Below are 20,152 nucleotides of genomic sequence, written 5' to 3' on the forward strand. Positions count from 1 at the left end.
CGGCTCGTCACCAGTTGTATTTCGCGCTGGCGAGGACGGTGCGCTCGTTGCCGAATACGCAGACCGCGGACGATTGGCAACCGCTGACGAAATGCCGGTCGAACACGTTCGTCACGTTCAGCGCGAAACGCCAGGCGCGGGTGTCGTAGTGCAGCGCCGCATCGTACAGCGTGTAGCTCGCGACGTTCAGTGCGTTGTCCGGCGCGCCCGCCGACGCGCTCTGGTAGCGAATGCCGCCGCCGAACCCCAGCCCCGGGAGCGGGCCCGCATGCGATGTCCAGTCGCCCCACAGCGACGCCATCTGGCGCGGGAGCGGAACCGCGACCGGCCAGTGGTTCAGCGACGCGTCGTTCGCCTTCACGTTCTTCACATCCTGATAGACATATGACGCGACGATCGACAGTTCCGGCGTGACCTTGCCCACCGCGCTCAGCTCGACGCCTCGCGAGCGCACCTCGCCCGTCTGCACGAACGACGTGCCCGTCGGATCGAGATTCGTCGGCGCGGGCGTCACCACGTTCGTCTCGTCGATCCGGTAGACGGCGGCGCTCAGCATGAGGTTCCTGCCGGGCGCCTGCCAGCGCAGGCCGGCCTCGATCTGCGCGCCGCGCGTCGGCTTCGGCACGCCGCCGCCGAATATCCTGACGCCGATCACCGGATTGAACGACGTCGCGTAGCCGACGTATGGCGACAGCCCGTGGTCGCCCCGGTAGGTCAGCCCGAGGCGGCCCGAGAACGCGCTGACGTCGGCCCTCGACTGCGCGCCCGCCGCGAGATCGTCCTGCCGGAGGCTCACCCGGTCCTCGCGGCCGCCGATCGTGAGCGCCCAGCGGCGCCACTCGATCTGGTCCTGCGCGTATACGCCGAACGTGTTCATCGCCGTGTACTGATCGATGTGGCCCAACGACGTCGGGCCGGAGAAGATCGCCGCCGTGACAGGCGTGTAGACGGGATCGTAAAGATTCAGGCTCGGTGCCAGCGCGAGCCATACGCTGTTGGTCGTCGTCTGCCGGTTGTAGTGGAAGCCGAGCAGCAGCGTGTGTTCGAGCGGCCCCGTGCCGAAGCGCGCCTGCGCGTTGCTGTCGATGTCGAAGCGGCTGTAGTTCAACTGGAACAGCCCCGCGAAGCGCATCATGTCCGTCGTGCTGCCGCGGGCAAGGCCGTTGCCGAAAACCGATGCGTCGTCGAGCGACAGGTGCATCCAGCGCACGCTCTGGTGCAGCGTCCACGTCGAATCGAGTGCGTGCTCGAACTGATAGCCGACGGACCACTGTTTCTTCCGGTAATCGTTGAACGCCGGGTCCCCCATGTAGATGTCCGGCGACAGGCGGCCATTCGGATTCGGCAGCACGGTGCCCCGTGCGGGCAGGAAATTGAACGAGATGTCGCTCTGGTCCCGCAGGCAGGACGCGGAAACCGTCAGCGAAGTGCGGGCATCCGGCCGCCACCGGAACGACGGCGCAAGCGCGATGCGCCGGTCCGCGTTCGGGCCGGTCGACGCGTTGCCGTCGCGCGCGACGCCGACGAGGCGGTACGCATATTCGCCGTCCCCGCCCAGCCTGTCGCCGACGTCGAACATGAACTGCTTGCGCGCATCATTGCCGATCTGCACGCCTGCTTCGCGCACGCGCTCGCCGTCGGCCCGCTTCGTCCGCACGTCGACGATCGCGCCCGGATCGCCCGCGCCGTAAAGCACCGACGCCGGCCCGCGCAGCACGCCGACGCTGTCGATCATGAACGGATCGACGCGCCAGTTCGCGATGGTGGCCGTATTCGGCGCCTGCAATCCGTCGACGAACAACGTGGGCGTGAAGCCGCGCAGCGCCGCATACCAGTCGGTACGGCTGTCGGAGCCGAACGATGCGAAGCCCGGCACGTAGCGCAGCGCCTGGTTGAGATCGGTCGCGCCGGTCATCTCGATCTGCTGCGCCGTGACGACGTTGATCGTCTGGGGCACCTCGGCGATCGGCGTGTCCGTCTTCGTGCCAATCGCCGTGCGCATTCCGACGAGCCCGATCGACGCCGCGTTCGCCTCGCCTTTCACCGCGATCTCCGGCAACGTGACGCCGGGCGCCGCATCGATCCGGCTCGCCGCGCCCATCGCCTGCGCGTCGTTCACGGCTTGCGCCGCCTGCGCGCAGGCATGGCCGGACGCCGCCGCACAAAGCACGCCCCCGGCAACGATCGTGATCGCACGCCGGCCGGCATCCGTTCCCCTCCCCATCGTTCAATGCCCCGTCATGGTGGCGGCCGGTTCGGCCTGCCCGTTGGTCAAAGTGCGGGCCGTCCGGCGTCCGCTTCGCTTTTTCGATGATTGTCGCTCGCGCCGGCAGCGCGTCCCGGCCGGTTGCGCCGTGGACGAACGCCGATGATATCGGTTGAAAATTGCACTGCCTTTAAAGCGGTCCGTCGAATGGCCCGCGTCGGCCGCCCGGGCGGGCCGCGAGCATGATCGCCAATAACGGACGCGATGCCAAGCGATCAGCGCCCCTTGACGCGAAGGCCGGACGGAATCGCTCCGCGACCGGGAGCCCGACGAATGATGGGAAAGCCGCGCCGTCCGAGACGAAATCGGATGGCCGAATCGGGCCGCCGGCCCAGGCGCGCCCGTTCCGGCCGTTCGGCCGAACGGCCGAACGGCCAAAATCGCGCGTAGGCGCCGAAGATCGAGTACTGTGGAAGCCATGCGTCGGGCTTGCGGCGTCCGGATGCGCGAGCGCGTGCGCGCCGATCGCATCGAATCGCCTCGGCATCGATTGCAAAGAACCCGACAGCCTCCGGATGAGCCCATGAAAAACACCGATTCGCCCGAAAACCAGCCGGCCTCCGGGCTGATCGACCGACGGATCGCCGAACTCGGCGACTGGCGCGGCGACACGCTGAGCCGGATGCGCCGGCTGATCCATGAAGCGGACCCGGACGTCGTCGAGGAATGGAAGTGGAGAGGCACGCCCGTCTGGTCGCACGACGGCATCATCTGCACCGGCGAGTCGTACAAGGCGGTCGTCAAGCTGACTTTCGCCAAGGGCGCATCGCTCGACGATCCGGCCGGACTCTTCAATTCGAGCCTCGACGGCAACGTCCGGCGCGCGATCGACATCCGCGAAGGCGAGACGCTTGACGCCAACGCGTTCAAGACGCTCGTGCGCGCCGCGATCGCGGTCAATCAGTCGAACGGCAAGGCGAAGGCGGAGTCGAAGGCAAAGCGCGCGAAGCCGGACGAGAAATGACAAATGACGCAACGCGCGAAACGCGCGGCGGCCGAGCCCGCGCCACGCGCCCCGCTTCGCGCGCCCGTCACCGCAACGCGCCGGCCAGCTTGCGGATCGCCCTGTGGACGAAAAGCGCCGGCCCGGCAAGGTGCGGCCGCAGGATCGCGTGCTTGCGCACGTACCTCGGCACGTGCCATTCGGTGCGGCTGCCGGCGTAGAACAATGCGGCGTCGCCGGCGCGCAGCGTGCGGGGCGGGTCGCCGTCCGACGAGACGATCACCTCGCCCTCGATCACGTGAATGGTTTCGTCGCAGTCGAAGTACCAGTTGAAACGCCCCGCGGTGCAATCCCAGACCCACATCGACGTCGTCGAGTCGGGGCTGCACGACCACCGGCCGCTGCGCGCAACGGGCGCTCCTTCGATGATCCATCCGGGATCGATCGGAGAAGGTTGCAATACGACGTCGTCCAGCCGTACGGCCTCGAAAACGGAACGGGACATGGATCTGCCTCTGCTGCTGTTCAATCCGGAAATGACGGGAAACGCGCGGCGGCCGGAAACGGCGGGACCTCCGCCGGACACGCTCTGCGAACGAGCCGAAGCGGCTATTTTGCAAGCTTTGTTTTCGGCGGCGCAAGGATGATATTTGCGATTTGTAATAAATCACACGCTCGCGGAGAGCCGCGCGCCTACGATCGAATCGCGGCGGCGCGCGCACCGCGGACGCCACGCGCATTCCCGCGACGCCCGGAGGACGCACACCGGCCGATGCCCGGCTTGCGCTTCACGCCGGATTTGGCGCAGCCCGCTTCATGCGTTGCGCGCGAGCGCGAACCGCGGCGTCGCGATTCCCGCATGGCGCGTACCGGCGACGAACACGCCGCCCGCGCCCGGATCGCGCGCGAGCGCGCCGCCGTCGAGGCCGACGCGCGCGCTCGTCACGTATAGCCGCCCGTCGCCGTCGAGCGCCACGCAGCTCGGCTGCGGCGTCGGCACCGCGATGCGTTCGGTCTCGACGCCTTGCGCGTCGTAGCGCACGACCCGCGCGCCGCCCCACTGCGCGTTCCACACGCCGCCACTTGCATCGACCGTCGAGCCGTCGGGCTCGCCGTCCGCGTCGGCAAGCCGGACGAACGACCGGACGCGATCGACGCCGCCGCCCGGCCGGTAGTCGCACACCTGGATTTCCCGCGTCGGCGAATCGCAGAAATACATCGCCGAGCCGTCCGGAGAAAATGCGATGCCGTTCGCGATCGCGGCGGGCGGCAGCGCAAGCCGCTGCAGGCTCAAATCCGCGTTCAGCCGGTAATAGCCGCCCACCGCGCGCGGCGACGCGCCGCCGCCCTCGTCCTTCATCCCGAACACGAAGGCGCCCGCGCGGTCGCAGCGGCCGTCGTTGACGCGCGTCGGCAGCTCGGGCTCGACGTCGACGACCGGCGCGAGCGCCCGCCGACGCGTGTCGAAGAACGCGATGCGCGACGCAAGGCCGACGAGCAGCACATCGGGATCGTCGGTGAGCGCGAAGCATGCGATGCGCTCGGGCATCTCCCAACTGTCCGTCGCCGCGCCGCCGTACGCACCGGCCGCGCGCCATCGCCACAGGCGCGCGCCTTCGATGTCGACCCAGTACAGCGCGCGCGTCGCGTCGCACCACGTCGCGCCTTCGCCCAGCGCGTTGCGGCAGTCGACCAGCAGCGTCGCGGCGGCTGCCGCATCCGTTCGCGCCGGTCTATTCGATGATTCCATATCGTCTCCTGATGTCGCGGTGATGCCACGCGGCCGGAGGGCCGCGCGGCAGCAAGGTCAGCCCCGCATCGCGCGCCGCCGACTGCGACGATACTGGTCGAACAGCACCGCGAGCAACAGAATGCCGCCGCGTATCAGATATTGGTAAAACGTCGGCACGTTGAGGAGGCTCATCGCGTCCTGCACCGAGCCCATGATCAGCACGCCGACGAGCACGCCCGAAATCGTCGCGACGCCGCCCGTCAGCGACACGCCGCCCAGCACGCACGCCGAGATCACGCCGAGTTCGAGGCCGACCGACGTCTTCGGGTCGCCCAGGCTCATCCGCGACGCGAGCATCACGCCGGCGAAGCCCGTCACGAGCCCCTGCAGCACGAACACGGTGATCCTGATTCGCATGACGGGCAGGCCGGCGAGCAGCGCCGCCTCGCCGTTGCCGCCGACGGCGAGCACGTTCTTGCCGAACACTGTCTTGCGCAGCAGGAAGCCGAACGCGACGAAGCCGACGATGTTGCTCCAGATCGGATACGAGATGCCGAGGAACGAGCCCGAGCCAAGCGCGAAGAAGCGCTCCTCGGAGATCATCACCGCGTCGCCGTTCGACGTGATGAACGCGAGCCCGCGCACGACCTCCATCATCGCGAGCGTGACGATCAGCGAATTGATCCGCCAGCGCGCGATCAGCACGCCGTTGACGAGCCCGACCGCGCCGCCCGCGAGCACGCCCGCCGCGGCGCCGAGCGCGATGCTGTGCGTCGCCGTGATGAGCGTCGAGGCGACGACGCCCGAGAACGCGACGATCGACGCGACCGACAGGTCGACCTCGCCCAGCGCGAGCACGAACATCATCGTGACCGCAATCGAGCCGATCAGCGTGACCGACAGCAACAGGCCCTGGATGTTGCGGGCCGTCAGGAAGTCCGGCACGGCGATCGCGAGCGCCGCAAACAGCGCGACGAACACGACGACGATGCCGGAGCGGTTGAGGAGATCCCACGCGGCGGCGCGCGGCCGCGTGACGGATGCCGGGGAATCGGCCGGGGAAGAAGTGCCTTGGGGTTGCATGGCTTGACTCATGTCGTTCGCGTTTTCCGGTTTGCGCTGCCGCGCCGCTAGCGCGGCAGCGCGAGCTTGATCAATGCGTCGGGGCTCGCCTGCGCCTTCGCCACGCAGCCGGCGATCCGCCCTTCCTTCATCACGACGATGCGGTCCGACACGCCGATCACCTCGGCCAGATCGCTCGACACGATGAGCACCGTGCGGCCCGCGTCGGCGAGCTCGTAGAACAGGTTGTAGATTTCCGCGCGCGCGCCGACGTCGATGCCGCGCGTCGGCTCGTCCATCAGGAACACGTCGATGCGCTCGGCGAGCCAGCGCGCGAGGATCACCTTCTGCTGGTTGCCGCCCGACAGCGCGCCGATCGGCGTATCGGCGTCGCGCGTCTTGATCGCGAGCCGCGCGATGTAGCGCGCGGCGAGCTCGCGCTCGCGCCGCGCGTCGAGCAGCAAGCGCGCGGGGCTGAAGTGGCGCCGCGCGCTCAGGTTCAGGTTGTCCGCGACCGACGCGATCGCGACGATCCCTTCCTGCTTGCGGTCCTCCGGGCACAGCGCGATGCCGGCGCGCACCGCGTCGCGCGGGCTCGCGAACGACACGCGCCGGCCGTTCAGCTCGACGTGGCCCGCGCTCAGGCGCGCGGCGCCGTACAGCAGCTTCATCAGCTCCGAGCGCCCGGCGCCGACGAGCCCGAAGAAGCCGACGATCTCGCCGCGCCGCGCGCTGAACGACACCGGCTCGGCGAGGCCCGGCCCGCACAGGCCCTTCGCCTCGATCGCCACGTCGCCCGGCTCGCGCGGCCGATAGCCGTACACGTCGGCGATCGGGCGGCCGACCATGCAGCCGATCAGCCTGTCGCGATCGAGATCGGCGACCGATTCGAACGTCTCGATGCGGCGGCCGTCGCGAAACACCGTCACGCGGTCGCACAGCGCGTCGACTTCCTCCATCCGGTGCGTGACGTAGATGATCGCGCGGCCGTCCGCGCGCAGCGCGTGAATGATCCGGAACAGGCGCTCGGTCTCGCGCGCGGACAGCGAGCTCGTCGGCTCGTCGAACGCGATCACGCGCGCGTCGCGCATCAGCGCCTTGCCGATCTCGATCATCTGCCGCTGCCCGATCGACAGCAGCTTCACCGGCGTGTTCGGATCGATCCGCTCGCCGAGCCGCTCGAGCCCGGCCGTCGCGCGCGCGACGAGCGCGCGCTCGTCGAGCACGCCGGCGCGGTTCGGCAGTTGCCCGAGCATCAGGTTCTCGGCGACCGTCAGCTCGGGCACGAGATGCAGTTCCTGATAGATGATCGCGATGCCCGCCTCGAGCGCCGCGCGCGTCGAGCCGAAGCGCTGCGCGTGCCCGTTCAGCCGCAGCGTGCCCGCCTGCGGCTGGTTCACGCCGGAGAGCACCTTCAGGAGCGTCGACTTGCCCGCGCCGTTCTCGCCCATCAGCCCGTGCACCTCGCCCGCGCGCACCGACAGCGACACCGCGTCGAGCGCGCGCACGCCGGGAAACGTCACGGTGACGCCGTCGAGCTCGAGGCATGCGGCGCGCGGCGCAGGGCCGGCCGCGCCGGCCGCCGGCGCGCCGCGCGTGTGTATCGTCGTGTCAGTCATCGGTTCCTCGTCGACGTGCCGCTCAGATGCCCAGCTCGGCGCGCACCGCCTGCCAGTTCTCGCGCGTCATCAGCTTGCCGCTCGTCTGCGTATCGGCGGGCGGCGCCTTGCCGCTGCGGATCCAGTCGACGAGGTTCTGCGCGCTCTGCTTGCCGTGGTTCGTCGAGCTGACCGCGATCGTGCCGAAGAAGCCCGTCGGCTCCTTCTTCTGGAATTCGGCGAACGCCTCGCCCGCGCCGTTGATGCCGACGCCGATCACGTCCGCCGCCGGAATGTGCAGTTGCTCGGTCGCGCGCACCGCGCCCAGCACCGTTTCCTCGTTCAGCGCGAAGATCACCCACTTCTTCACGTTCGGATGCCGCGCGAGCACGGGCGCCGCCGCGCTGAAGCCGCCTTCGTCGTCGGTCGTCTTCTGCGGCGCGTCGAAGATGTTCTCTTTCCTGAAGCCGCTCGCGAGGAGCGCCTGCGTCGCGCCGTCGGTGCGCAGCTTCGCGGTCGGCAGCTCGTAGTTCGTTACGCGCAGCGCGCCGACTTCCTCCGGCTTCCAGCCGCGCCTTTTCATCTCGTCGGCGATCGCCTGGCCCACCTGGTTGCCGATCTTCGTCGCCGACATCCCGAGGTGCGGCACGTTCGCGAGCGGCTTGCCCGACGAATCGACGAGCTGGTCGTCGACGGTCACGAACTTCATGTCGTAGCGCTTCGCGCGCGCGGCGATCGCGGGCCCGAGGCGCACGTCCGGCGCGCAGATCACGAAGCCCTGCGCGCCCTGCGTGCCGAGGTTGTCGATCGCGGCGAGCACCTTCTCGCCGTCCGGCGTGCCGATGTTGACGACCGCGAAGCCGTCCTTTCGGCCGAGCGACGTCGCGGCCTTCTGCTCGTTGATGAACCACGCCTGCTCGGGCATCTTCACGAGGAAGCCGATCTTCAGCGGCGTGTCCGCGCGGGTCGCGGCGGGCATCGCGAGCGGCGCGGCAAGAAGCGCCGCGAACGCGGCGCGCAGGGTCAAGCGGCGAATCGTGCGGGTCATGGTGCGTCTCCTTGTCATGTTGCGTCTCCTTGATGTGGGTCGTTTCCGACTGTCGTGCGTGTTGCCGGCTGCGTGCCGGCTGTATGCCGGCTTGCTGCCGATTCATGGCGGCTCGTCGCGGCGCGTTGCCGTGTTGCGTTGCCGTGTTGCGTTGCCGTGTTGCCGCGTTTGCCGCATGTCGCCGTGCGTCGCCATACAGCGCGTGCACGAATCCGGCGCATGCTCCGGCTCCGCGCGCCCGTCCGCCGCCCATGCCCGGCGGCGCTTCAGCGGTGAAACGGGTCGGCCGCGATGCGCCGGCCGACCATGAACGCGTCGGCGACGAGCCGCAGCGGCCGATCGTCGACGTCGCTCTCGCGCGCCGCGATCAGCGCATGAAAGCGTGCGTACAGCGACGGGTATTCGCACTCGGGCGGCAGCGCGACGGGCTCGCCCGCGATCGACAGCCGCGCGCCGCCCGCGCCGATCGCGAGCACGCCGCCGTCGGTATCGACCGCGATGTCCCATTGCTCGACCGGGCCGTGCCGCCAGTCGAACTCCGCGCGCACCGGCACGCCCGCCGTGTCGACGCAGTCGAGCTCGGCCGCGATCGGGGTGTGCACGTTGGCGGGCACGACGAGCGTCGCCGCGCGCAGCACGAGCTCGCGCGGCAAGATCCGCGTGACGATCGACAGCGCGTTGATGCCCGGATCGAACACGCCGAGCCCGCCCGGCTCCCAGATCCACTGCTGCCCCGGATGCCAGCGCCGCACGTCTTCCTTCCAGCGCACCTGCACCGCGCGGATCGTGCGCGTGGCGAGCCACGCGCACGCGGGCTCGACCGCGCGCGCATGCCGCGAATGCCAGCTCGCGAAGAGCGTGCGGCCGCGCTCGCGCGCGAGCGCGCGCAGCGCCGCGATTTCGCCGACCGTCGCGCCCGGCGGCTTTTCGAGCATCACGTGCTTGCCGGCGTCGAGCGCGGCGCGCGCCTGCGCGTAGCGCACCTGCGGCGGCGCGGCGAGCGACACCGCGTCGAGCGCCGGCTCGGCGGCGAGCAGCGCGCCGATGTCCGGGTGATTGCGCACGCCGCGAACTTCCGCGTGGCGGCTCGCGCATGCGCGCAAATCGAAGCCCGGCTCGGCCGCGATCGCGGGCAGGTGCTGATCGCGCGCGATCTTGCCGATGCCGACGAGGCCGAGCGTGTAGACGGTATTCATCGCATGACTCCTTGCCGGGTTCGCCGCGCGTCAGCGCGCCCAGCGCAGCACGAGCGGATCGAGCCGGCGCGCGATCTCGATCAGCTCGGCGCGCGAATCCGGATGGATCGGCGGCAGCGGATGCCGCGGCCGCTCGCACGCGATCACGCCGCCCTCGCGCATCAGCGCCTTCGCGGCGACGAGCCCCGTCTGCCGGTTCTCGTGATTGATGAGCGGCAGCCAGCGCTGGTACAGCGCGAACGCGTCGTCGGCGCGCCCGTCGCGATGCGCGTCGACGATCGGCCGGATTCCGTCCGGATACGCGCCGCCCGTCATCGCGCCCGTCGCGCCCGCGTTCAGGTCCGCGAGCAGCGTGATCGCCTCCTCGCCGTCCCACGGCCCCTCGATCGCGTCGCCGCCGAGCCGGATCAGCTCGCGCAGCTTGTTCGCCGCGCCCGGCGTCTCGATCTTGAAGTACGACACCTGCTCGATCTCGCGCGCCATCCGCGCGAGAAACGGCGCGGACAGCACGGTGCCGCTCGCGGGCGCGTCCTGGATCATGATCGGGATGTCGAGCGCGTCCGACAGGCGCGCGTAGAACGCGTGGATCTGCGTGTCGGGCACGCGGAACGTCGCGCCGTGATACGGCGGCATCGCCATCACCATCGCCGCGCCCAGCTCCTGCGCGCGGCGGCTGCGCGCCGCGCAGACCCGCGTGCTGTAGTGCGTCGTCGTCACGATCACGGGCACGCGGCCCGCGACGTGCTCGAGAATCGTTCGCGTGAGCACGTCGCGCTCGTCGTCGGCGAGCGCGAACTGCTCGGAGAAGTTCGCGAGGATGCAAAGGCCCTCCGAGCCCGCATCGATCATGAAATCGACCGCGCGCATCTGGCTCGGCAGATCCAGCTCGCCGGTCTCGGTAAACGTCGTCGGCACGACGGGGAAGACGCCGCGGTAGCGCGGCGAGCGGCTCGTATTCATCGGTCGGTTCCTGCGTCAGTGAAAGCGTTCATCGGTCCAGGGCCTGTTCACGTGCGGATGCGCGGTTCGCCGGCGAGCCCGCCCGCATCCGGCTGCGGCGCGTGCAGCGCCGCGCGCACGACGAACGTCATCGGCACCGCGAACGCGAGCGTCGCGGCGAGGAAATACAGGCCCGCGGCGAGGCTGCCCGTCGCGTCCTTGATGAGGCCGATGCCGTATGGGCCAACGTAGCCGCCGAGATTCGCGAGCGAGTTGATCGCCGCGATGCCGACTGCGGCGCTCGTGCCCGTCAGGAATTCGCCGGGCAGCGCCCAGACGACGGCCTGGATCGAATAGATCGAGAACGCGCTCAGACAGATGAACAGGAACTGCAGCGCGGGCGCATGGACGGCCGCGCTCGCGGCGAGCGTGAGCGCGGCCGCCGCCGACACGATCGCGATGTGGCCGTAGCGCTCGCGCTTGCGATCCGAATGGCGCGGCACGACGAGCAGCCCGCCGACCGCGAACAGGTACGGCACCGCGAACAGCAGGCCGGTTGCCGCATCGCCGACGCCGAACGCCTTGATGATCGTCGGCAGCCACAGCGACAGCCCGTAGATGCTGAGCGGAAACGGCAGGAACAGCGCGGCGAGCAGCAGCACGCGCGTATCGCGCAGCGCGGCGAGCGGCCGGTGGTGCGAGTGCGGCCGGTACGCGCGGCGGTCGGCGTCGAGCTCGCGCTCGATCCAGCGGCGATCGGCCGCGTCGAGCCAGCGCGCGTGCGCGGGCGACGCCGGCAACAGCCGCAGCGTCGGCGCGGCGAGCAGCACGGCGGGCAACCCGCTCGCGACGAACAGCGCCTGCCAGTTCGACAGGCCGAGCACGCCGTGCGTCGCGAGCAGCATGCCCGCGAGCGGCCCGGTCACGATGCCGGCGATCGGCTGCGCGAGCACGAGCAGACCGATCACCCGCGCGCGATGACGCATCGGAAACCATTGCGTGAGGAAATAGAGGATGCCCGGATAGAGCCCCGCCTCCGCCGCGCCAAGCAGGAAGCGCAGCACATAGAAGCTCGCCGGCCCTTCGACGAGCGCCATCGCGACCGTGATCGCCCCCCACGTGACGAGAATCCGCGAGAACCACACGCGCGCGCCGAAGCGCTCGAGCGCGAGATTGCTCGGCACCTCGCACAGGAAGTAGCCGATGAAGAAGAGGCCCGCGCCGAGGCCGTACGCGGCGTCGCTCAGGCCCACGGCCGCGTTCATGTACAGCTTCGCGAAGCCGACGACGGTCCGGTCGACATACGCGACCACGTAGATCAGCGCGAGAAACGGCACCAGCTTGCGCGTGAGCAGGCGCACGATGCGCCGCTCGTCGTCGCCCGATGTGGCCGAGGGGGCGTGCCGCGGCGCGGCGTCGGCGCGCGCGCTGCTCGCGTCGGGCAATGCGTGCGCGGAAATCATGCGCTCGGTGGCCATGCTGTCGTCTCCTTATGTCTTCGATGTCGCGATGTCTCGCGCCGGCGTCGCCGCCGGTCTGCGTTGCGCGCTTTGGTGCGCGCTTTGGTGCGCGCTTCGCGTTGCGTTCGTGCGTCCGCGCTCGCCTAGCGCGGCGCGGCGGCTTCCCGCCGGCCGCCGACCCGGCGCGGCACGGCGAGCGGATTGCCGTCGCGCAGCGCGCCGGGCAGCAGCGCGTCGTCAACGTTCTGGTAGCAGATGGGCCGCTGAAAGCGCTCGATCGCGGCGGTGCCGACCGACGTGCTGCGGCCGTCCGAGGTCGCCGGGAACGGTCCGCCGTGCACGATCGCGTCGCACACTTCGACGCCCGTCGGAAAGCCGTTCGCGAGAATGCGGCCCGCGCGGCGCTCGACGATCGGCAGCAGCGTGCGCGCGAGCTCGCGATCGTCGGCGCTCAGGTGCAGCGTCACCGTCAACTGCCCTTCGAGCCGCCGCATCGCATCGCGCATCTCGTCGGCGCTCGCGCATTCGACGAGCACGCTCGACGGGCCGAACACTTCGTCGGCGAGCGTCGCGTCGGCCATCAGGTCGCGCGCGCTCACGCGCAGCAGCGCCGCCTGCGCGCGATCGCCGGCCGCCGCGCCGCGCGCGACGACATCGACGGCCGGATGGCGCGCGAGCCGCGCGACGCCCGCGTCGTAAGCGCGCAGGATGCCCGCGCTCAGCATCACGCCCGCCGGCACGTCGCGCAGCGCGCGCGCGGCGGCGTCGACGAACGCGTCGAAGCCCGCGCCCGCGATGCCGAGCGCGAGGCCCGGATTCGTGCAGAACTGCCCACAGCCGAGCGTGACCGACGCGACGAACTCGCGCGCGAGCGCCTCACCGCGCGCCGCGAGCGCGCCGGGCAGCAGCAGGTTCGGATTCACGCTGCTCATCTCCGCGTAGACCGGAATCGGCACGGGCCGCGCCGCCGCGAGCGCGGCAAGCGCGAGGCCGCCCGCGCGCGAGCCGGTGAAGCCGACCGCGCGGATCGCCGGATGCGCGACGAGCGCGCGGCCGACGTCGTGCCCCGCGTCGGCGAGGAGCGCGAACACGCCGGCCGGCAGCGCGGCCGCGCGCACGGCCGCCTGCACCGCGCGCCCGACGAGCTCGGACGTGCCGGGATGCGCGGGATGCGCCTTCACGACGACCGGGCAGCCGGCCGCGAGCGCCGCCGCCGCATCGCCGCCCGCGACCGAAAACGCGAGCGGGAAATTGCTCGCGCCGAACACCGCGACCGGGCCCACGCCGATGCGCAGGAAGCGCAGATCGCCGCGCGGCGGCTGCCGCTCCGGCAGCGCGGGCTCGATCCGCACGTCGAGCGCGTCGCCGCCGCGCACGAGCGCCGCGAACATCCGCAATTGGTTCGCGGTGCGCGCGCGCTCGCCTTCGAGCCGCGCGCGCGGCAAGCCGGTCTCGGCCATCGCGCGCACGATCAGCGCGTCGCCGAGCGCTTCGATCCGCGCGGCGATGTCGTCGAGCAGATCCGCGCGGCGCGATGCGGCGAGCGCGCGGTACGTGTCGAACGCGGCATCGGCGAGCGCACATGCCGCATCGACGTCCGCCGGCAGCGCGCCATGAAAGACCGGCTCGGCGATCGCCGCGCCCGTCGCCGCGTCGATCGCGTGAAACGCCTCGCCCCGGCCGCGCCGCGCGCCGCCGTCGATCAGGAGTTCGCCCGTGGGCCCGCTCATCGTCGCGCCTCCCGGTCAGTGCGAATGCCGCGGCACAGCGGCGCCGCGCCGGCCGACCAGGAAGTCGAGGTCGCAGCCCTCGTCCGCCTGCAGCACGTGGTCGACATAAAGACGCGCGTAGCCGCCGCTGCCCGCCTGCCCGGCGGCACCCGGCGCGCTCGCCGGATCGAGGTCCGACAGCCGGCGCGTGAGCTCGTCGTCGCTCACGTCGAGCGTGAGCGTGCCCGCTTCGCAATCGAGCGCGATCCAGTCGCCGTTGCACACCGCCGCGAGCGGGCCGCCCGCCGCCGCCTCCGGCGCGACGTGCAGCACGACCGTGCCGTACGCGGTGCCGCTCATTCGCGCGTCCGAGATCCGCACCATGTCCTTCACGCCCTGGCGCAACAGCTTCGGCGGCAGCCCCATGTTGCCGACCTCGGCCATGCCCGGATAGCCGCGCGGCCCGCAGTTCTTCAGCACGAGCACCGAGCTCGCGTCGACGTCGAGCGCCTCGTCGTCGATCGTCGCCTTGTAGTGCTCGAAGTTCTCGAACACCACCGCGCGGCCGCGATGCCTGAGCAACTCCGGGCTCGCCGCGGACGGCTTGAGCACCGCGCCGCGCGGCGCGAGATTGCCGCGCAGGACCCGGATGCCGCCGTCGGCGATCAGCGGCCGCGCGAGCGGACGGATCACTTCGTCGTCGTGGTTCGGCGCGTCGCGCACGTTCTCCCACAGCGACTTGCCGTTGACGGTCAGCGCGCCCGGATGCGGCAGCAGGTTCGCCTCGCCCAGCCGGCGCAGCACGGCGGGCAGCCCGCCCGCGTAATAGAACTCCTCCATCAGGAACCGGCCCGACGGCATCAGATCGACGATCGTCGGCGTATCGCGGCCGATGCGCATCCAGTCCTCGAGCTCGAGCGGCACGCCGAGCCGCCCGGCGATCGCCTTCAGATGGATCACCGCGTTCGTCGAGCCGCCGATCGCCGCGTTCGCGCGGATCGCGTTCTCGAACGCCGCGCGCGTCAGGATCGTCGACAGCACGAGCCCTTCGTGCGCCATCTCGACGATGCGCGCGCCCGACAGGTGCGCGAGCACGTAGCGGCGCGCATCGACGGCCGGGATCGCCGCGTTGTGCGGCAGCGCGACGCCGAGCGCTTCGGCCAGGCACGCCATCGTCGACGCGGTGCCCATCGTGTTGCAGGTGCCCGCCGAGCGCGACATGCCGGCCTCCGCCGACAGGAAGCGGTGCAGGTCGATCTCGCCCGCCTTCAGCGCCTCGTGCAGTTGCCACACGGCGGTGCCGGAGCCGATGTTCTTGCCGTCGAGCTTGCCGTTGAGCATCGGGCCGCCGGACACGACGATCGCCGGCACGTCGCAGCTCGCCGCGCCCATCAGCAGCGCGGGGGTCGTCTTGTCGCAGCCGGCGAGCAGCACGACCGCATCGATCGGGTTGCCGCGAATCGCCTCCTCGACGTCCATCGAGGCGAGATTGCGCGTGAGCATCGCGGACGGCCGCAGGTTCGATTCGCCGTTCGAGAACACCGGAAACTCGACCGGAAAGCCGCCCGCCTCGTAGACGCCGCGCTTCACGTGCTCGGCGAGCTTGCGAAAGTGCGCGTTGCACGGCGTGAGCTCCGACCAGGTATTGCAGATGCCGACGATCGGCCGGCCGTCGAATTCGTGATCGGGAATACCCTGATTCTTCATCCAGCTCCGGTACATGAAGCCGTTCTTGTCATGGGTGCCGAACCATTGGGCCGAGCGCAGCTTGGGTTTGGATGCCGACATCGTCACGTCCTGTATGGCGGAATATTCGGCGCAGTCTAGGGAGAATTTTGATAACCTACTAATGACGTTTTGGCGCTTTCAGATATCTTTTAAATATTGATATAAAAATGCCGACAACACTCCCGACAACGCTCGACACGCATCCCCGGGCGATCCGAAGCCGACTGAAGACGCGCCAGTTGCTGCTGATCGTCGCGCTCGCCGACGAGGGCAACATCCACCGCGCGGCGGCGGCGCTGAACATGACGCAGCCGGCCGCGTCGAAGCTGCTGCGCGAACTGGAGGACACGATCGGCGCGATGCTGTTCGAGCGGATGCCGCGCGGCATGCGGCCGACGCTGTACGGCGACGCCCTGATCCGCCACGCGCGCGCGGCGCTCGGCAGCCTCGACCAGGCGCAGGACGAGCTGGCCGCGCTGAAGGCCGGACGCCTCGGGCACGTCGCGATCGGCGCGATCACGTCCCCGGGCCTGCGGCTGCTGCCGCCCGCCGTCGCGGCGGTCAAGGCGACGCACGCGAACGTCCGGATCTCGGTCGAGATCGACACGAGCAACGTGCTGCTCGAACGCCTCGCGCAGGACAAGCTCGACGTCGTCGTGGGCCGCCTGTCGGCTGAGCACGACAAGCTGCGGCTGCGCTACGCGCCGCTGACGGGCGAGCCGGTGGCGGCCGTCGTGCGGGCCGGGCATCCGCTCCTCGAACGCGCGCCGCTGACACTGGCCGACGTGCAGCGCGCCGCGTGGGTCGTGCCGCCCGCGGGCAGCGTGCTGCGCCATCGCTTCGAGCTGACGTTCCAGCGCGCGAGCCTCACGCCGCCCGCGAACGTCGTCGAGACCGCCGCGCTCCTGTTCGTCACGCGCGTGCTCGAGCGCAGCGACATGATCGCGGTGCTCGCAGAGGACGTCGCGCGCTACTACGCGACGCACGGCATCGTCGCGATGCTGCCGCTCGAGATGGATTGCCGGATGGACGATTTCGGGATCATCACGCGCACGGACAAGGTGTATGCGCCCGCGGCGAGCGTGACGATCGATGCGATTCGCGACGCCGCGCGCGAGATTTATGGGGTGGCGGCGGCTTGATGACGTAGGGGCCCGACGGTCCGCGGGATCGAGCGAGCGGGCCGGGTGCCGCGGCGCTCAGATTCGCTGCACCGCGGCCGCCTTCGCACACGCGATCCGCTCGACCAGTTCGCGGCCGAGCGGCGTCAGGAGCGCGCCCGGCACGATCGACCGTCCCCCGCCCATCGCCGTCGCGAGCCCCATCTCGACGAGCGAAACGAATTCCGGATCGCCCATGTCGACATCCTCGGGCGAACGCGCGATACACAACAACGTCGAGAGTTCATGCGGCGTCAACATGATCATGTCTCCGTCATCGAGCGCCGCGTGCCTGCGCCGGCCGCGTCGCTCACGCTGGGTCCGTGTTCGAAACTGCGCTCCCTCGCACTGTGCCGGCACAGGCCGCGAAAGAATATCGGCAATTACGAGATAAGCGCATGGCCGCGATTCGTCGGCTTGTAGGATTTTGCCGATTCCGCAGCGGATTCGATTGCCGTTTTCGCGGGCATGGCGCGGCGATTCGCCGGCTGCGCCTGCGTTTGCGCGGCTCGCACGCGCATCGGAAAAACGTTTTCCTCGTTTCGAATTGCGCGGCGCAATCGAACAGCCGCGCTGCCGGCGCTCGCCGACTTTCGACGCAACGAAGCTTCGCGCGGACACGTCGCAACACCGCGCATCGACATCGTCATCGGCGGGCGTCATCCGCCCGGTCACGCAGACTAATCGACACGGTCCCGACATCGTGCGGCAAGCCTGTCGTCCGACGGTATGAGCAATTCGCCGGGCCGCGCCGCGAAACGCCATCCGCGATTTCACCCATACGATTGCGCGCGCAACCATCAGGATCACGTAAGCAAGGTGGCATAAGATTGAAACGTGGCACTCGGCTCGAGCGCCGCACCGCACGTCCGCCATTCGGCGGACGACGAAACCGACGACGTGAACGACACATCCGCGCGAACGCGTCGCGCCGCATCCGCCGGATATCGTCGGCGCCGCGCAGCTCGCACGAAGCCGCAGCCTCGACGCCTTTCAAGCCGTAGCGACTTGTCGCAACGCGCGCGCCGGGTTCGGAGAAACCCGCCGACGCCCGACGCGACGCAACGGTCCGGGGAACGAGCGTCCGGAGTTCGGCCGGATCGCCGCATGCGTTCGCGCGCCGCCGCGACGCGGCGCGGCGCGAGCGCTGATCGCCGATACGCGATGGCCATAAGCAGGTGCGCGCTACGAGGCTTCGCCGATGATCAGGCTGTTGATGGTGGACCGTCACGCGGTGTTGCGCGACGGCTTGCGACACATACTCGAAAAATCCGGCGAGTTCGAAATCGACGGCGAGGCAGGCGACGCCCCGTCCGCGTTCGAGCTCGTCAAGCAGGGCCGCGCCGGAATCGCGCTCCTCGATCAAACCACGCTCGGCCACGATTGCGCGAACCTGATCCATCGCATCCGCCGCACGGCGCCGTCCACGCGCGTCCTCGTGATGGCCGCGCGCGCAAGCCAGCGGCACGCGGCCGAGGCATTCCAGGCCGGCGCGTCCGGCTACCTGACGAAGCAAAGCGGTTGCGACGAGCTGATCGCCGCGCTGCGCAAGATCGCGGCAGGCGGCGTGTACGTCAGCATGGACGTCGCCGAACAGCTCGCGGAAAATCTGCATGCGCCGTCGGACACGGACGCGCCGCCGCACGAGCGGCTGTCGAAGCGCGAATTCGAGGTGTTCCTTCATCTCGCGGCGGGCGACACGCCCGCCGAGATCGCGCAAGCGCTCGGGATCAGCGCGAAGACCGTGCGGATCTACAAGGCGCACGTGCTCGACAAGTTGGCATTGCCGAACGAATCGGCGCTCGTGCGGTACGCGGTCGCGCATCGGATCGGCGATCCGCCGTGATCGGCGCCGCGCCGCAGATCGCGCCGCGGGCCACGTGTCCGGTCGCGCCGCGCCCATTTCCGCGCCCATTTGCCGGCCGCGGCGAAGGCGCGTCATGCGATGCCGCGCCGCGCATCCGGTAACATGGGCGCGCCCGCGCCCGGCGTCCCGATGCGCACGAGCCGTCGCGAAATCGCGATGGCCCGACGGCCGCGTGGACCGGCCGTGCAACGAACGCGCCGCGAGAGACTCGCCCCCCGCCCTCGGCAAACCCGCGCACGCGCTTTCCCCTACGATGCCGACGCCGCGAAAGCGGCGTCGTCTTCCGATTCCGATCCGGAGCCTTCGACATGGACTTCACCCGACGCAGCCTGCTCGGCGCCGCGCTCGCCGGCGCGCTCGACACGATCGCGCCGGCCGCGCACGCGCAGACCGCCACGCACGGCGCGCCGCAGCCGGGCGACGCGCCCCGCGCCGTTCCCGATGAAACGATTGCGCTGTGGCCGGGCCCCGCGCCCGACCCGGTCGCGACGGGCGCAGGCGACGGCGAGCGGAGCGGCAGGCACGGCAGCGTGTCGCGCGTCGCCCGGCCGCGGCTCGACGTCTACCGGCCCGCGCACGGCAATGGCGGCGCGGCGCTCGTGATCGCGGGCGGCGGCTACGATCACATCGAGCTCGGCAACGAGAGCACGCCGATGTGCGCATGGCTGAAGTCGCTCGGCGTGACCGCGTTCGAGCTCGTGTACCGGCTGCCCGGGCAAGGCTGGTCGCGGCTCGCGCCGCTGCAGGACGGCCAGCGCGCGATGCGCGTGATCCGCGCGCGCGCGAAGCGCGACGGCATCGATCCCGCGCGGATCGCGATCGTCGGCTTTTCCGCGGGCGGACATCTCGCCGGGATGACGGCCGTCGAACCCGACGCGCGGCGCTACGCGAGCGTCGACGACGCCGATCGCGAATCCGCGCGCCCCGATCTCGCCGCGCTGCTCTATCCGGTGCTCACGCTGATGCCGCCGTTCGATCGCACGCGCACGCGGCTGCACGCCGTCGGCGCGCATCCGGCGCAGGCTGACAGCGAAGCGCTGTCGGTGAACCTGCACGTGAGCGCACGCACGCCGCCGACGTTTCTCGCGCACGCGTTCGACGATCCAATCGCGCCGATCGACAACAGCCTGCTGATGGCGAGCGCGCTGCGCGCGGCGCAGGCGAGCGTCGAGCTGCACGCGTTCCAGGCGGGCGGCCACGGCTGGGGAATGGGCAAGCCCGGCAGCGCCGTGCGCGCATGGCCCGCGCTTTTCGAGCAGTGGGCGCGGCTGAACCGGCTGCTGCCGTGATGCAATCGCGCGCGGCGCGCGCCCTACGATCGTCTTTCCGCCCGTAACGCCGCCGATACCTGCCTGTAACCCTGCCGAAGGCGCAGCGCCTCCATAACTTCATACCGAACTGATCCAATGCTGCCGTTTCGTTTCCGGCGCGCGGCGCGTCCCCG

General features: G+C 70.4%; 17 protein-coding genes. 5 read left to right on the top strand and 12 right to left on the bottom strand.

The features are described from left to right. Positions 1-7 precede the first annotated feature (7 nt). A complete protein-coding gene (locus WT16_RS19430) occupies positions 8-2,224 on the bottom strand; it encodes a TonB-dependent siderophore receptor (RefSeq protein ID WP_063533995.1) in 2,217 nt (738 codons plus the stop codon). Positions 2,225-2,789: 565 nt separating this feature from the next. Between WT16_RS19430 and WT16_RS19435 the strand changes: the two genes are divergently transcribed. Further along, positions 2,790-3,230: a DUF1801 domain-containing protein gene (locus WT16_RS19435; protein ID WP_009914701.1), complete on the top strand. Its 441-nt coding sequence runs from the start codon at positions 2,790-2,792 to the stop codon at positions 3,228-3,230. A 67-nt stretch (positions 3,231-3,297) separates the two neighbouring features. Here WT16_RS19435 and WT16_RS19440 read toward each other — a convergent pair whose 3' ends face one another. Continuing rightward, positions 3,298-3,714, bottom strand: coding sequence for a cupin domain-containing protein (locus WT16_RS19440; RefSeq protein WP_063533996.1), 417 nt, complete (start codon positions 3,712-3,714; stop codon positions 3,298-3,300). On the opposite strand from WT16_RS19440, the gene WT16_RS33835 reads away from it, so the two are divergent. After that, the gene (locus WT16_RS33835) at positions 3,713-3,856 is read left to right on the top strand and encodes a hypothetical protein (protein ID WP_155246052.1); all 144 of its coding nucleotides are present in this window, start codon (positions 3,713-3,715) and stop codon (positions 3,854-3,856) included. The genes WT16_RS19440 and WT16_RS33835 overlap by 2 nt on opposite strands. 167 nt (positions 3,857-4,023) lie before the next feature. Here WT16_RS33835 and WT16_RS19445 read toward each other — a convergent pair whose 3' ends face one another. The 9 genes from WT16_RS19445 to WT16_RS19485 all read right to left on the bottom strand — a co-directional run bounded on the left by WT16_RS19445 (position 4,024) and on the right by WT16_RS19485 (position 15,741). Further along, positions 4,024-4,959: an SMP-30/gluconolactonase/LRE family protein gene (locus WT16_RS19445; protein WP_063533997.1), complete on the bottom strand. Its 936-nt coding sequence runs from the start codon at positions 4,957-4,959 to the stop codon at positions 4,024-4,026. A 57-nt stretch (positions 4,960-5,016) separates the two neighbouring features. Further along, a complete protein-coding gene (gene araH, locus WT16_RS19450) occupies positions 5,017-6,036 on the bottom strand; it encodes an L-arabinose ABC transporter permease AraH (RefSeq protein ID WP_009914699.1) in 1,020 nt (339 codons plus the stop codon). Positions 6,037-6,071: 35 nt separating this feature from the next. After that, a complete protein-coding gene (gene araG / locus WT16_RS19455; RefSeq protein ID WP_063533998.1) occupies positions 6,072-7,622 on the bottom strand; it encodes an L-arabinose ABC transporter ATP-binding protein AraG in 1,551 nt (516 codons plus the stop codon). 22 nt (positions 7,623-7,644) lie between these two features. Continuing rightward, positions 7,645-8,649, bottom strand: a complete 1,005-nt coding sequence (locus WT16_RS19460; protein WP_006027548.1) for an arabinose ABC transporter substrate-binding protein — start codon at positions 8,647-8,649, stop codon at positions 7,645-7,647. Positions 8,650-8,915: 266 nt separating this feature from the next. Next, positions 8,916-9,845 (bottom strand): Gfo/Idh/MocA family oxidoreductase, encoded by a 930-nt coding sequence (locus tag WT16_RS19465; protein ID WP_061083841.1) that lies wholly within the window; start codon positions 9,843-9,845, stop codon positions 8,916-8,918. Between the two features lie 30 nt (positions 9,846-9,875). Further along, on the bottom strand, positions 9,876-10,805 hold the full coding sequence (locus tag WT16_RS19470) for a dihydrodipicolinate synthase family protein (protein ID WP_006027550.1): 930 nt from the start codon (positions 10,803-10,805) through the stop codon (positions 9,876-9,878). Positions 10,806-10,852: 47 nt separating this feature from the next. After that, positions 10,853-12,262 (bottom strand): MFS transporter, encoded by a 1,410-nt coding sequence (locus tag WT16_RS19475; protein ID WP_231892083.1) that lies wholly within the window; start codon positions 12,260-12,262, stop codon positions 10,853-10,855. Between the two features lie 125 nt (positions 12,263-12,387). Beyond that, positions 12,388-13,974 carry an aldehyde dehydrogenase (NADP(+)) gene (locus tag WT16_RS19480; protein ID WP_015602683.1) on the bottom strand — a complete coding sequence of 529 codons (1,587 nt, stop codon included), beginning with the start codon at positions 13,972-13,974 and terminating at the stop codon, positions 12,388-12,390. 15 nt (positions 13,975-13,989) lie between these two features. Beyond that, positions 13,990-15,741 (bottom strand): IlvD/Edd family dehydratase, encoded by a 1,752-nt coding sequence (locus WT16_RS19485; RefSeq protein WP_063533999.1) that lies wholly within the window; start codon positions 15,739-15,741, stop codon positions 13,990-13,992. Between the two features lie 107 nt (positions 15,742-15,848). Between WT16_RS19485 and WT16_RS19490 the strand changes: the two genes are divergently transcribed. Beyond that, the gene (locus tag WT16_RS19490; RefSeq protein WP_063534000.1) at positions 15,849-16,823 is read left to right on the top strand and encodes a LysR substrate-binding domain-containing protein; all 975 of its coding nucleotides are present in this window, start codon (positions 15,849-15,851) and stop codon (positions 16,821-16,823) included. Between the two features lie 57 nt (positions 16,824-16,880). Here WT16_RS19490 and WT16_RS19495 read toward each other — a convergent pair whose 3' ends face one another. Further along, a complete protein-coding gene (locus tag WT16_RS19495; RefSeq protein WP_015603889.1) occupies positions 16,881-17,102 on the bottom strand; it encodes a hypothetical protein in 222 nt (73 codons plus the stop codon). A gap of 940 nt (positions 17,103-18,042) precedes the next feature. Between WT16_RS19495 and WT16_RS19500 the strand changes: the two genes are divergently transcribed. Both WT16_RS19500 and WT16_RS19505 read left to right on the top strand, forming a co-directional pair. Next, positions 18,043-18,687, top strand: a complete 645-nt coding sequence (locus WT16_RS19500) for a response regulator transcription factor (RefSeq protein WP_063534001.1) — start codon at positions 18,043-18,045, stop codon at positions 18,685-18,687. Between the two features lie 329 nt (positions 18,688-19,016). After that, positions 19,017-19,997 (top strand): alpha/beta hydrolase, encoded by a 981-nt coding sequence (locus WT16_RS19505; protein WP_063534002.1) that lies wholly within the window; start codon positions 19,017-19,019, stop codon positions 19,995-19,997. The last annotated feature ends 155 nt before the right edge of the window (positions 19,998-20,152 follow it).

It is taken from the genome of Burkholderia sp. MSMB1589WGS, from assembly GCF_001636105.1.
GTDB lineage: Bacteria > Pseudomonadota > Gammaproteobacteria > Burkholderiales > Burkholderiaceae > Burkholderia > Burkholderia humptydooensis.